The following is a 14379-nucleotide window of genomic DNA, read 5'->3' as shown; positions in this document are numbered from 1 at the left end:
GTATGAAGCAATTACATTCGTTTGATGAACTACGTCAAATCAAAGATACAAAAGTATATGCCCTAGGTACCTTTGATGGCATTCATCGAGGTCATCAACGAGTTATACGGAAGGCTGTTGAAGAAGCTGCATCAGTTAATGGTGTTAGCATTATCATTACCTTTGAACATCATCCGTTGACAATTCTACATCCAGAACGTGTTCCGAAGAGGGTTATTCAAGAAGAGGTTATGGATACCGTTCTTGATGCTTTGAATGTAGATTATATTTTGCGATTACCTATGAATGAAGAACTACTTCAAATGAGTGCTGATGAATTTTTAGATGCTCTTTGTACGGATATGAATGTTCAAGCCATTGTAATAGGTGAGAATTTTACATTCGGTGCAAAAGGATTAGGTAATCCTACATATATGAAACAAGTATTGGCTGATAAACATATACAAGTCCTAGTACAGCCTTTATTGCCTTGTGATGGTCTTAGTACACCTATTTCAAGTACTGAAATCAGAAAAGCGATTCGAGAAGGGCGTTTAGAAGATGCTACTGGTTGGCTAGGAAGACCATTTCAATTTAAAGGGACTGTTATTAAAGGTGATCAACGAGGGCGTACATTAGGGTTTCCTACATTAAATTTATTACTTCCTAATGAAATGGCTACACCTCCAGATGGAGTGTATGCTAATCGCGTGTGTATCGATGGCATTTGGTATGATGGGGTAGGTAATATTGGGGATAATCCTACATTTAAAAATCAGTACCATAGATGCGAAGTACATCTGTTTAACTTTGACCAAGATATATATGGAAAAACAGTCCTTGTACAATTTATTTCCTATATTAGAGGAGAAGTTAAATTTAATAACTTACAAGATCTTATTGATCAAATGAAGGTGGATGAAGAACAGGCTTTAGCTATTTTGGCTAATGCATAATAAGGGGGTTCTCATGGATATTAAAGAAGCTCGTAAACAAATAGATAGCATTGATGCTGTATTAGTCGCTGAATTTGAAAAAAGACTATCTTTAATCAAAGAAATTGGTAAATATAAAGATGAACATCATTTACCACTCGTCGATGAAGCGCGTGATGAAAGTATTGTTGCATTGCATACTGCAAATTGCAAAGATAAAACGTTATCACCTTATGTTGAAAATTATATAAAGACTGTTGTTTCTATGAGCAATGAGTTTTTAAAAGAGCATATGCATAAGCATATTTTTCTCATCGGTATGCCAGGCGCTGGTAAGACTACAGTTGGTAAAATGTTAGCCAAGGAATTGGGCCGAGACTTTTACGACTTAGATCAAACAATTCAAGATAAGGTTGGGAAATCTGTACAAAATATTTATATTTATGATGGTAAAGATGCTTTCACCGAGTATGAATACAGTACAATTAAAGAACTAATTCATAATAAGCCATCTGTTATTGCTACCGGTGGTGGTACGGTTACCTATGACAAAACAGTAAAGTTAATGCGTAATAATGGTCTTGTTGTATTTGTTAATCGCGATGTAAATCATATCCTAGATGATTTGGATCTTGAAATTCGCCCACTTGTTAAAGAAAGCATTGAGTATATCTTTAATGTATATGAAGAACGATACCCTTTATATGAAGAAGTGGCACATATTAAAATAGGTAATGAAGGAAGCATTACCGATGCGGTACAAGAAATTATTGAAGCCTTGCCTAATACGGAGAAATAATGGACGTTATACGAGGATTTGTATACCGAACTATATATGAGAATACACAACGTACGTATTGCGTGTTTGTCCTTAAAGATTATAATGAGGAATACATTACTTGTACTGGTAAATTTGAGTCTCCTAAAGAGGGGGAAGATATCGAAGTTCGCGGCCGATATGTAGAACATGAAAAATATGGTCGACAATTTGATGCTACTAGTGTAGAGAAGTTAAAGCCTGATAATATGGGTGCTGCAAAGACCTACTTATTGAACTTAGGGATTAAAGGTTTTGGTGAAAAGTCCGTAGAAAAGGTACTTGATTATTTTGGTATTCGTATATTAGAAATTTTACGAGAGGAACGTCCTGAAGAAATTAAGGATGTTCCTGGTCTTCGAAAAAGTGTTAAGGATGAATTATTTAATACGTTACTTGGTGAAGGTATTTTGTCCGATTTAAATCACTTTTTTGAAAGTCACCATATTTCGTCTAAATGGAGTCGAACTGTATACACTTATTACGGTGTTCAGTCTGTGGCTGTTATTGAAGATAATCCTTATACTTTGTTACGTGTTGCACCAGATATGCTCTTTGGTACGGCTGATACACTGGCGGAACATTTAGGCATTACTGGCAGTGACTCTCGCCGTTTAGAGGCTGGTTTAGAATGGATTTTACGCAGTTTAGATAATCAAGGTCATACTTGTTTGCCTGTAGATCAACTTATTGGCCGTTTAGATGATCTGTTACAAACTGATGCAGATGATATTGCTAACTTTATTGAAGGTCTTTTGGAGCAAGGTGCTTTATATAGTACTTATTATGAAGATATCTTATATATTTACCCTCCAGAAATGTACGTGTCTGAAGTAGAAAGCGTTCATTATACAAAGGATTTCTTATTAGAAGCAGATCCAATTTCTCTAGATATTTCAAGTTTTATAGAGAAATTTGAAGCAGATAATCACATTACATTTGGGGACGCCCAAAAAGAGGCTATCCATTTATCTTTCTTTGAAAAATTTTCTCTTATCACTGGTGGCCCTGGTACGGGTAAAACGACGATTATAAAGGCCCTAGTAAAAGGATTTCAACTTGGTGGATTAGGGCGTATTATTCTATGTGCACCTACGGGACGTGCTGCTAAACGACTTACAGAGGCTACTGAGTTTGAAGCAACAACGATACATCGTTTGTTGGTACCCGTACAGGGAAGTGACTCTTACGACTTTACTAAGAATGAAGATGATCCATTAGATATTGATGTTATCATTATTGATGAAGCATCAATGCTAAATGTACGGTTATTCTATTCATTAATGGCAGCCATTCCAAAGGAAGCTCATGTCATTATTGTAGGTGATGTTGATCAATTGCCACCTATTGGAGCAGGTTTTGTATTAAAAGACTTACTCGATAGTGACTGTGTTCCTTATGCACGACTTAATCAGATTTATCGTCAAAGTTCTGGTAATACTATCGTCGAAAGCGCCTATGCTATTAACCGTGGTGAAATGCCAAATTTGCATAGTGTAAGTGAAGAGTTTTCCTTTATACCTGTTAAGTCTTACGATATGATGATGAAAGCTATCATCGATGTATATAAGCGAGAACAAGAGCATGTAGAGGATGAATTAGATATTCAAATTATTTCTCCTATGCGACGTGGTGAAGCAGGGAGTACTTTGATCTCTCAATATGTTCAACAAGCAGTAAATCCACCAGATAGCTTAAAGGGTGAAGCACGAGTCAACGGTATTACCTATAGGGTAGGAGATAAGGTTATTCAAATTCTTAACGACTATGAATTAGAAGTGTTTAATGGTGAAATTGGTGTAATTTACGCTATTACACGGACCGATATTTGTATCCGTTTTATCCATAAAGAGGTTCGTTTACCTATTGATGAAGCGCATATGATTATGCCTGCTTATGCTATTACAGTTCATAAGAGCCAAGGTAGTGAATACGGTGTAGTTATCATTCCATTTGTTCCACGTTATGGTGGTATGTTACAACGTAATTTGTTGTATACAGCTGTTACGCGTGCAAAACGGAAGGTTATAATTGTGGGTACTTCAAGTGCTGTAGAACGTGCTGTACGTACCGTAAACGGTGATGAACGATATACATTGTTTAAAGAACGACTACAAGGGAGATGTGATTCGTAATGAGTCTTTGGGATTTCCTATTTCCACCTGTATGTCCTCACTGTGGGACTTCTGTAGCAACGCAAGGGGATTGGTGTGAAACTTGTTTTAAAGATCTATTACATATCCGTCACGTGCCACAAAAATTTTTGCATTATGTAGATGATGTATGTGTGTTGGCGGATTATCGTGGTGGTCTAAAGTCTATGATATATGATGTAAAATTTAATGAAAAAAAGGAGCAGTCCAAAGGGGCTGCTCCTTTTTTAGCATCGTACAACTTTTACATGAAATATGATGAGTTTAATATTGTTAATAACAAGTGCTCTGTTATTTATGATTATATTATTCCTGTTCCGTCTAGCGAAAGGAAAAAAGCTAAGAGAGGATATAACCAAGTTGATTTATTTTTTACCAAGTGGGCTAAATCTTTACAAAATATAGATAATAAACATTTTGCTTGGTTAGACTGTTTGTACAAATTTGACACTTCTAATGATATGTGGGCGTTAACGAATAAAGAACGACATCAAAATATTGAGGAGGCTTTTGTCATTGGCGCTAACTATAAAGATATTGAATTAAAGGATAAGACAATACTTATCGTAGATGATATATATACTACAGGGGCTACGATTGAAGCCGTCGCAAAGGTCATTAGGACATATAAACCTTGTAAAATTGATGCATTAACATTAGCTAGCGGTAGTTTTTAAGTATATAAAAAAGCGTTCACCTTATGGTGAACGCTTAATCATGAGACTAACCAAGAACATCGATAAATGCTTTTACTACATCTGGATCGAAAAGGGAGCCAGATGCACTAAAGAGTTCTTCTTTAGCTTTAGCTTTAGTTTTTGCCCAAAATTCAGTAGAAGGATTCACTGTTGTATCGTAATAATCTGCTACAGCGATAATTCTAGCTCCTAATGGGATATTAGCACCACGTAAATGTTTAGGATAACCAGAGCCATCCCATTTTTCGTGGTGATAACGAATATAAGGCAAGATTTGTTGACAACATGGGTAGTTTTCAATCATATTGGCACCGCTCGCAGCATGTTGTTTATACTTGGACATTTCTTGCTTGTTAAGATATGGAGATTTTTGAATTAATGCATTAGGTACCATTAAAAGCCCTACATCATGAAGTAAAGCTGCGTGGCGAATTTGCTCAATTTCATTTAATGGTAAACCCATTTTAGCAGCAATACTAACTGCATAGTTTGAAACTTGGATAGAATGAGTGTATAGATGATAGCTCTTCATTTGTATCATTTGCAAGAGCTGAGCACTAATGGCTTCTAAACTGTCCTTCTCCAGTTCGTACAACCCTGATGGTTGCATTAATGATAACATAAACATAATAAACCCCTTTAACTAACATGTAGAACATATGGTACAACCCCTCGTACTTATGTTCATATCGTACAACTTTAGGCCGTTCTTATTTAATAGTATACAAATTATACACCATAAATAATGTTTTGTGTATGATACGTATGTTCTGTTATACATGTTGTATTCATATTTAGCATACTAAAAATAATTGACATTTTAGGAATGCACTAAATATAGTACCTTGAAATATTAATTTTATAAATATTAAAATAATATGAAGAATATTTTAGGTTTTCTATTACAATTTTCTATACATCGGAAAAAAGGGGTTGCAAAATTTGTTCTCATTTCAATGAGAAATAAACGTTAATATGTTCGATAAAGATACAAGTTTTGTATATTTTATTAAATTATATGTCTTCGTAAATCTAGACATGAATTATGTTATTCTTTATAATACGTCTATACGGGTCTGTGGTTGAAAGTCGATGCCAGTCGCAGGCAAAACGATCCACATAAGCAACCCAAGGGGTTGTGAGCATGGTGCGGCTTAGGTGTAAGTCCTGCCGGTAAAACCGAGAGGAGTAGTAGTGGGGAGTCTCGGACTTATGAGCGAACCTTCCAGCAGGCGAGTGTGGGGGCAAAGACCAGGTCAGCCGTATACGGGCACATGAGGCTTTTCTCATGTGCTTTTTTCTTTTTATACATCTGTATATTAAAAAATCTATAGAAAACCACTACCTATGGGAAAGTTATTATACATTGATATCATAATTATACAATGAGTGCATAAAAATAAAATGCAAATATAGTGATTTATTGATGTCTAAGAATTTTCTATACAAAATTGTTGACATAATTATACTAAGTGATATACTAGTGTAATAAAAATAGTTAGTTTAGTGAACGAGGATGATTTGATGTTAAATAGGAAGTTAAAAAAATTAATCATTGGTGGTTGTATGTTAGTATTGGCTGGTACTGTAATTGGCGGTTGTGGAACTTCTACACAAACAACTTCTAATAAATTAATCGTTGGTACTAATGCCACATTTGTTCCATTTGAATTTAAAGATGAAAAAACTCAAGACTATACAGGCTTTGATATTGATCTTATTCGTGCCATCGGTAAGCGTATCAATAAAGATGTAGAGCTTAAGAATGTTGCCTTTGATGCTTTAATTCCAGCGTTAAATACACATGATATTGATGTAGCAGCATCTGGTATGACTATTACAAAAGCTAGAAGTGAAAAGGTGTTATTCTCTTCTCCATATTATGAAAATGCACTTGCTGTAGTATATAAAGATGGTGCCAATATTACATCCCTTGATGATCTTAAAGGTAAAAAGATTGCTGCTCAATTAGGTACAACTGGTGCTGATTTAGCTCATAAAATTGAAGGTACTAATGTAAAAGAGTTTGACCATAGTAATGAAGCTTTGTTAGAATTACAAAATGGCGGTGCTGATGCAACTGTAATTGACTTGCCGGTAGCTCAATTTTATAGTACTAAACATCCAGACCAACATATTAAATTTATGGCATATCCAAATACGAAAGAATATTTGGGCTTAGCAATCAATAAAGACAACAAAGACTTGCAAGAACAAATTAATAAAGCAATCGCCGATATGAAGGCCGATGGTGAATTTAATACATTATATAAAAAATGGTTTAATGTAGATGCACCAGCTGATATGCCAGTAGTGTTAGAATTTAAATAATAGGAGAGATTATGAGTTTTAATTGGGGGTTAATTGCGGATAATTTACCGCTTCTATTACAAGGTGCACTTGTAACCGTTGAAATTACAGCTATGTCTGTAGGCTGTGGTTTCTTTATCGGTCTATTAGTAGCCTTAGCAAATTTATCTAAATTTACTGTAGTTAGATTATTAGCAAAATGCTATGTAGATATCATTCGTGGTACACCACTATTGGTACAAATCTTCTTAATTTACTTCGCATTGCCAATGATTACTGGACAACGTATTGATCCATTTATTGCTGCTGTTACTGCATGTAGTATTAACTCTGGTGCTTATGTGTCTGAAATCTTCCGTGCTGGCATTCAGTCTATCGATAAAGGCCAAATGGAAGCGGGTCGATCTCTTGGTTTGACTTGGGGCCAAACTATGCGCTATATCATCATGCCGCAAGCTTTCAAAGCAATTATTCCACCATTGGGTAACGAATTTATTGCTATGTTGAAAGACTCCTCATTGGTTTCTGTAATTGGTTTCGAAGAATTGACACGCCGTGGTCAACTAATCATTGCCAAAACATATGCATCATTTGAAATCTGGGGGACAGTTGCTGTTATCTACCTTATTATGACAGTAACAATTTCACAATTGGTTGGTTACCTTGAAAGGAAATATAGCATTAAATGATTAAGTTAGAAAATGTACATAAATCCTTTGGTAAAAATGAAGTATTAAAGGGCATTGATTTACATATCGAAAAAGGTCAAGTTGTAGTTATTATTGGTCCATCAGGTTCTGGTAAAAGTACAGTATTGCGTACTATGAATTACTTAGAAGAGCCTACATCTGGTAAAGTCATTGTAGATGGTATGGATCTTTCAGATAAATCTAAACTTAATGAAGTCCGTGCGGAAGTAGGCATGGTATTCCAAAACTTTAATCTTTTCCCACACATGACTGTAATGGAAAATTTAACCTTAGCACAAACTAAGGTCCGCAAAACATCTAGTGATGAGGCTAAAAAAATTGGTCAATCTTTATTAGATCGAGTAGGTTTGAAAGATAAAGCAAATGCTTATCCTGACTCATTATCTGGTGGTCAAAAGCAACGTGTTGCTATAGCTCGTGCTTTAGCAATGAAACCAAAGGTTATGCTCTTTGATGAGCCTACCTCTGCGTTGGATCCAGAAATGGTTCGCGAAGTTCTGGATGTAATGAAGTCTCTAGCCGAAGAAGGTATGACAATGGTCATTGTTACTCATGAAATGGGCTTTGCAAAAGAGGTTGCAGACCGAGTATTATTTGTAGATGGTGGATTAATTCTTGAAGATGATACTCCTGAAAAAGTATTTGATGCACCAACAAATGATAGAACAAAATTGTTCTTATCGAAAATTTTATAATAATAATTTCTAACATAAAAGGAAGTAAATTCTGTTTACAGAGTTTGCTTCCTTTTTTGACTATTTTTAAAGTTAACTGAATTTGTACATATTAGATTTTATGATATATGAATCTATTTATATCTATTAATATATTTGATAACTTGATGTCAATTCATTCAATTAGCCCCTATAAATAAGCCATTCTAGGTATTAATTAATCTATGAAATACGATTATTGCCATAAATATTTGTGATATATAAATATTTTATACATACATATCTTATGATAATAATTTTTAATTCATATAATTTTATGATTATAAAATTATGCAATAAATTAATATGCTGTTCGCAAATATTTATAACGTTGATAAATAAAGGGTTTTATGTGATTTTTGTAGGGTGGGATACAAATAAGATATCTTTGTATATTCATTAAAAGTGTTAATATTATTGTTTGATATTTTATACATGCTGTGTTATGATACAAGTGTAGTGCAAGACAGTAAGACAATATATATATTTTTAGGAGGATGTTACCATGTTAGGTAAAGTAAAATGGTTTAGCGCAGAAAAAGGTTATGGTTTTATTGAACGCGAAGACGGTAGCGATGTATTCGTACATTACTCTGCGATCCAAGACGAAGGTTTCAAATCTTTGACAGAAGGTCAAAATGTAGAGTTTGATATCGTTGATGGTAACCGTGGCCCTCAAGCTGCTAACGTTGTAAAAGCGTAATTACATACCAAAAAATACATAAAAGCAACATATAGTAAAACTCTGATATCGCATGATATCAGAGTTTTTTTGCTACTACTGAAAGTAATATTTATAATTCTACAAAAAATATAAAAATTTTTTGAAAAAAAAGAGGAGTTTTATATGTGAATGTAGAAATACTAAATATAACACGAGAGATAAGTAAAAAAAAATACTACACACTCGTATCTCGTGGATGATTTTTAGAAAGGGTGTTGACTTATGAAAGTAGCAATCAGAGGTAAGAACATTGAAGTGACAGATGCTCTAAGAGCATACATCGAAAAGAGATTGAGCAAATTAACTCGTTACTTCGATGATGAGTTAGATGCACAAGCGGTTTTATCCGTTGTAAAAGATAAATCTACTGTTGAACTTACATGCTTCGTTAATAAAATTGTTCTTCGGGGTGTAGAAACAAACGATGATATGTATGCTGCTATTGATTTGGTAATAGACAAAATCGTACGTCAAATTCACAAACATAAAACTCGTTTAGCTAAACGCTTTAAAAAACAAGAGGCTTTCCATCCAGAAGCTTTAGCGGCTCCTGTAGAAGAAGAAGCTATCGAAGTTGTAAAACGCAAACGCTTTGCAGTGCGTCCTATGGATGTAGAAGAAGCTATTTTACAAATGAATCTTATTGGTCATGACTTCTTTATGTTCTTCAATGCTGAAACAGAAGCAATGAATGTAGTATATCGTAGACATGATGGATTCTATGGCTTGATCGAGCCAGAATTACAATAACCTATAATGTCGGCTGACAATAATCCTAACTCCTTTCTACTTTTTTAATCAGCCGATTATTATACTAAGGTGGATGACCATTTTGAGTCATCCACCTTTTTTATAAAAACCTATAAATAATCGTGAAATGCCTTGAATTCTTTGACTATTCAAGGCATTTTCGTTATAATAAATTAGATAAAATAATGTAAGATGTCCTATAGAGGAGTGATTTGTTTGTTAAGCTTTTTACAAAGGCTATTAGGCAATAATAACGCAAAAGAAATCAAGAAAATGCGTGCTATTGCTGATCATATTAATGAAATTGAACCGAATTATGTTAAATTAAGTGATGCTAACTTAGTAGCAAAAACCGATGAGTTTAAACGTCGTTTGCAAAAAGGGGAAACGTTAGACGACATTTTACCAGAAGCATTTGCCGTAGTTCGTGAAGCGTCTAAACGCGTGTTAGGCATGCGTCATTTTGATGTACAGTTGATTGGTGGTATTTGCCTTCATAGAGGTAATATTGCAGAAATGCGTACTGGTGAAGGTAAAACATTAGTTGCTACATTACCAGTATATCTAAATGCTTTGACAGGCAATGGGGTGCATGTTGTTACAGTAAATGATTATTTGGCGACTCGCGATAGCGAACAAATGGGGCGTTTATATAACTTCTTAGGTCTTTCTACAGGTCTTATTGTAGCTAATCTCGATTTTAACCAACGTAAAGAAGCATATGCATGCGATATTACATATGGTACAAATAATGAGTTTGGTTTTGACTATTTGCGCGATAACATGGTATCTGATGTATCACAAATGGTACAACGTCCATTGAATTATGCAATTGTCGATGAAGTTGACTCCATCCTTATCGATGAAGCGAGAACTCCACTAATTATTTCTGGTCCTGGTCAACGTTCCACAGATAATTACTATAAGTTAGCTAAAATTGTTCCTCATCTAGTGAAAGATGAAGATTATACAATTGATGAAAAACAAAAAACCATTGCACCTACAGATTCTGGTATTGCTAAAGTCGAAAAAATGCTTGGTGTTGAAAACTTGTATGATTCAGAAAATATTGAGTTAAATCATCTACTTGGTGCATCTCTTCGTGCATATGCTATGATGCATCGCGATACTGACTATGTAGTTAAAGATGGTGAAGTTGTTATCGTCGATGAATTCACAGGTCGTTTGATGTTTGGTCGTCGTTATTCCGATGGTTTACACCAAGCAATCGAAGCTAAAGAAGGCTTGAAGGTTGAACGTGAAAGCCAAACATTGGCTTCTGTTACATTCCAAAACTATTTCCGTATGTATAAAAAGCTTGCTGGTATGACTGGTACAGCCAAAACAGAGGAAAAAGAGTTTATCGATATTTACGGTTTGGAAGTATTACCTATTCCTCCAAATAAACCATTGGCTCGTATAGATTTGCCTGATCAAATCTTTAAAACAAAGGCAGCTAAATATCGTGCCGTAGTACGTAATGCTGTAGAACGCCATCAAACTGGTCAACCAATTTTGATTGGTACTACATCTATTACTCAATCTGAAGAACTTTCAGATATGTTATTACGTGCAGGGGTACCACATAAAGTATTGAATGCTAAACATCATGAAAAAGAAGCGGAAATTGTTGCAGATGCTGGTCAAATGGGTATGGTGACAATCGCTACAAACATGGCTGGTCGTGGTACTGATATCACACTTGGTGAAGGTGTCCCTGAATTAGGCGGTTTGGCTATCTTAGGTACTGAACGTCATGAAAGTCGCCGTATCGATAATCAGTTGCGTGGTCGTGCTGGTCGTCAAGGTGACCCAGGCTCCTCTCAATTCTTCTTATCCTTAGAAGATGATTTAATGCGTATCTTTGGCGCTGATAATATTACAGGTATCATGGATAAATTAGGCATGGAAGAGGATGAGCCTATTGAGCATTCTTTGATTACTAAATCTATTGAACGTGCTCAAAAGAAAGTAGAAGATCATAACTATAATATTCGTAAATATGTCCTTGAGTATGATGATGTTATGAATCAACAACGTGAAGTATTATACGAACAACGTCGTCGTATTTTACGTAACGAATCCTTACGTGACACAATCAATGAAATGATTGATAAACTTGTTACTGAATCTGTAGATGCTTATGCAGATGAAAAATTATATCCAGAAGAATGGGATTATGAAGGTCTTTATAAGCATTTAAGTCAATATTTCTTAACAGAAGAGATTATGTCCTCTCAAGATATGGAAGAGTATAGCCGTCAAGAATTGTTAGAACGTTTACTTGAAATTGCTCATGCTGAGTATCAAGATCGCGTTGATATGCTTGGTGATGCTATGTTTGGCCAACTTGAAAAGGCTATTATGTTGCGCGTTGTTGATAACAAATGGATGGAACATTTGGATAATATGGATATGTTGCGTGAAGGTATTGGCCTTCGTGCTTATGGCCAAAAAAATCCATTGGTGGAATATAAATTTGAAGCCTTTGATATGTTCCAAAACATGATTGCTGCAATTCAAGATGAAACAATCATGGCGTTATACAAAATTCGTGCACAATTGATTCAAGAGATTGAAGAACCAGTTGACCACTTAGAAGGTGCACAACCCCATCATGAAGATGTGTTGGAGCCACAAAACATAGATTAAGATTTGTGAATGGCACGTTGCTCAATGGGATTTCCTTCTGGGCAACGGCCATTTTTCTATTTTATTAAGGTGATAATTTATCGATGTAATAAGCTAATAAGTAAAAGGTGGTGAACATAAATTGTTAGAAGATTTAAAACCGATTATTTCTAATCTTGAAGAACGTATTTATGGAATGAGGGATTCACTTTAACATCGCTCAGAAAGAGGATCGAATCTTTACACTAGATGTACAAATGAGCGACCCTACATTTTGGGACGATCCTGATAAGGCTCGTGAGATTTCTCAAGAGGCTACACAATTAAAGAATGCTGTAGAAAGCTATAAACAACTTGTTAGTGACATCGAAGATGCTAATGTAATGCTAGAGATGGCTATAGAGGAAGATGATCGTTCTCTAGAAGGAGAGATTAAGGATTATGTTCAACAAATAGAAGAAACTGTAGAAAAACAAGAGGTTCTTTTATTGCTTAGTGGTGAGTATGATGCTAATAATGCAATCTTAACATTTCATGCTGGTGCAGGTGGTACAGAAGCACAAGATTGGTGTTCTATGCTCATTCGCATGTACTTACGCTGGGCTGAAAAAGCAGGATTTTCTATTGAATTGATGGACGAACAGCCCGGTGATGAGGCGGGTACTAAATCTGCTACATTTTTAATTAAAGGTGAAAATGCTTTTGGATATTTGAAATCTGAAAAAGGCGTACACCGTCTTGTTCGTATCTCACCATTTGATGCTGCGGCACGTCGTCATACATCCTTTGCTGCTGTTGATGTAATGCCAGAAATTGATGATACAGTAGAAATTAATATAGACATGAAGGATGTACAGGTAGATACATATCGAGCTAGTGGTGCTGGTGGTCAGCATATTAATAAAACAGATTCGGCTGTACGTATGACGCATAGACCAACTGGTATTGTAGTTCAATGTCAATCACAGCGTTCCCAAATGCAAAATAGGGAACAAGCATTACGTTTATTACGAGCAAAATTATTTGAATTAGAATTAGAAAAACAAGCAGAACTTAAAGAGCAAATAGGTGGTACATACCAAGCTATTGAATGGGGCAGTCAAATTCGCTCCTACGTATTCCACCCATATAATCTCGTTAAGGATCATCGTACAGGGGTTGAAACAGGGAATGTACAATCCGTTATGGATGGTAATTTAGATCAATTTATGGAAGGCTTCTTGAAAAAAGAAGCAAATTTAACAGTTTAGGAGTTCTTATGAAAAAGTTTTTACTATTCCTACTAGTGCTGATTATTGCCTTGGCAGCAGCAACACAATTTTTATTACCTTCTTATATTAGTTCTCGTATTGAAAAACAATTAAATGATTCCCTAAAACCATCTGCTCAAACTGTAAATGTTGAGTCTCAACCAGGATTCAAATTACTTTATGGTGAAGCTGATCATGTGTACGGTTCTTTAGATGATGTAAAACTTGGTAAATTAAATTTTGCAAACTTCAAATATGATGCAACACAAATTCTAGTTAATCCAATTTCATTATTGGCTAGCCAAGAAATAGATGTTGTTAGAGTTGGAAACTCAAGTATTGACGGTATAGTTACTAATGAAGATTTAGCAACATTTTTAAGCACTCAAGCTGGCAGTGAAATTCAAGATGTACAAGTAAATATTAGTAAAGATAATATTAGTTTAACTGGCAAGATGAATGTAGGTATGGTATTTAAAGGCGCTGTTAAATTAGATGGTAATTTAGAATTAAAGGATAATACTTTATTATTTGCACCTAAGAAATTCACCATTAATGGTGCTACTATCCCAGGTTTAACATCTAATGTACTAGAAGCTACTGAAATCTATAACTTCAATAACTTCCCTATTCCTGTAAAAGCAGAAAGCTTAACTATCGATAATGGTGAAATTCACATTAAAGTTAAACCAGTGCTCAACTAGAAAGG

General features: G+C 35.0%; 13 protein-coding genes. 12 read left to right on the top strand and 1 reads right to left on the bottom strand.

Features of this window, described 5'->3' with window-relative positions; all coding sequences use genetic code 11:
• Nucleotides 1-2 precede the first annotated feature (2 nt).
• The 4 genes from ribF to MOQ65_RS02960 are packed head-to-tail and all read left to right on the top strand — an operon-like array spanning nt 3 to nt 4561.
• Entirely contained in the window at nt 3-935 is a 933-nt protein-coding gene (gene ribF, locus MOQ65_RS02975) for a riboflavin biosynthesis protein RibF (RefSeq protein WP_257846582.1), read from the top strand.
• 13 nt (nt 936-948) lie between these two features.
• Nucleotides 949-1713: a shikimate kinase gene (locus MOQ65_RS02970; protein ID WP_060924678.1), complete on the top strand. Its 765-nt coding sequence runs from the start codon at nt 949-951 to the stop codon at nt 1711-1713.
• Nucleotides 1713-3866, top strand: coding sequence for an SF1B family DNA helicase RecD2 (recD2, locus tag MOQ65_RS02965; protein WP_257846581.1), 2154 nt, complete (start codon nt 1713-1715; stop codon nt 3864-3866). Before MOQ65_RS02970 ends, recD2 begins: the two co-directional genes overlap by 1 nt.
• Nucleotides 3866-4561, top strand: coding sequence for a ComF family protein (locus MOQ65_RS02960; RefSeq protein WP_257846580.1), 696 nt, complete (start codon nt 3866-3868; stop codon nt 4559-4561). The genes recD2 and MOQ65_RS02960 overlap by 1 nt, the downstream gene beginning before the upstream one ends.
• Before the next feature lie 46 nt (nt 4562-4607).
• Here MOQ65_RS02960 and MOQ65_RS02955 read toward each other — a convergent pair whose 3' ends face one another.
• Complete coding sequence (locus MOQ65_RS02955; protein ID WP_004693025.1) at nt 4608-5210, bottom strand: HD-GYP domain-containing protein; 603 nt, start codon at nt 5208-5210, stop codon at nt 4608-4610.
• Between the two features lie 896 nt (nt 5211-6106).
• Here MOQ65_RS02955 and MOQ65_RS02950 point away from each other — a divergent pair.
• From MOQ65_RS02950 to MOQ65_RS02915, 8 genes are all read left to right on the top strand, one after another.
• Nucleotides 6107-6913 (top strand): basic amino acid ABC transporter substrate-binding protein, encoded by an 807-nt coding sequence (locus tag MOQ65_RS02950; protein WP_257846579.1) that lies wholly within the window; start codon nt 6107-6109, stop codon nt 6911-6913.
• Nucleotides 6914-6924: 11 nt separating this feature from the next.
• Nucleotides 6925-7581 (top strand): amino acid ABC transporter permease, encoded by a 657-nt coding sequence (locus MOQ65_RS02945; RefSeq protein WP_105089103.1) that lies wholly within the window; start codon nt 6925-6927, stop codon nt 7579-7581.
• Nucleotides 7578-8297, top strand: a complete 720-nt coding sequence (locus MOQ65_RS02940) for an amino acid ABC transporter ATP-binding protein (RefSeq protein ID WP_105085521.1) — start codon at nt 7578-7580, stop codon at nt 8295-8297. The genes MOQ65_RS02945 and MOQ65_RS02940 overlap by 4 nt, the downstream gene beginning before the upstream one ends.
• Before the next feature lie 523 nt (nt 8298-8820).
• Nucleotides 8821-9018 (top strand): cold shock domain-containing protein, encoded by a 198-nt coding sequence (locus MOQ65_RS02935; RefSeq protein ID WP_005386847.1) that lies wholly within the window; start codon nt 8821-8823, stop codon nt 9016-9018.
• Between the two features lie 243 nt (nt 9019-9261).
• Entirely contained in the window at nt 9262-9789 is a 528-nt protein-coding gene (gene hpf / locus MOQ65_RS02930; protein ID WP_024066679.1) for a ribosome hibernation-promoting factor, HPF/YfiA family, read from the top strand.
• 216 nt (nt 9790-10005) lie between these two features.
• Nucleotides 10006-12441 carry a preprotein translocase subunit SecA gene (gene secA / locus MOQ65_RS02925; RefSeq protein ID WP_119208227.1) on the top strand — a complete coding sequence of 812 codons (2436 nt, stop codon included), beginning with the start codon at nt 10006-10008 and terminating at the stop codon, nt 12439-12441.
• 121 nt (nt 12442-12562) lie between these two features.
• A protein-coding gene (prfB, locus tag MOQ65_RS02920) for a peptide chain release factor 2 (RefSeq protein ID WP_231723933.1) occupies nt 12563-13670 on the top strand; the annotation gives its coding sequence in 2 pieces (ribosomal slippage) (nt 12563-12619 and nt 12621-13670; 1107 coding nt in all).
• Between the two features lie 8 nt (nt 13671-13678).
• Entirely contained in the window at nt 13679-14374 is a 696-nt protein-coding gene (locus MOQ65_RS02915) for an LmeA family phospholipid-binding protein (RefSeq protein WP_024066682.1), read from the top strand.
• Nucleotides 14375-14379 lie beyond the last annotated feature (5 nt).

Origin of the sequence: Veillonella faecalis (assembly GCF_024677885.1) — a bacterium.
Classification (GTDB): Bacteria; Bacillota; Negativicutes; order Veillonellales; family Veillonellaceae; genus Veillonella; species Veillonella nakazawae.
Note: the sequence above shows the minus strand (reverse complement) of the source record. Positions and strands in the feature narration are given on the sequence as shown.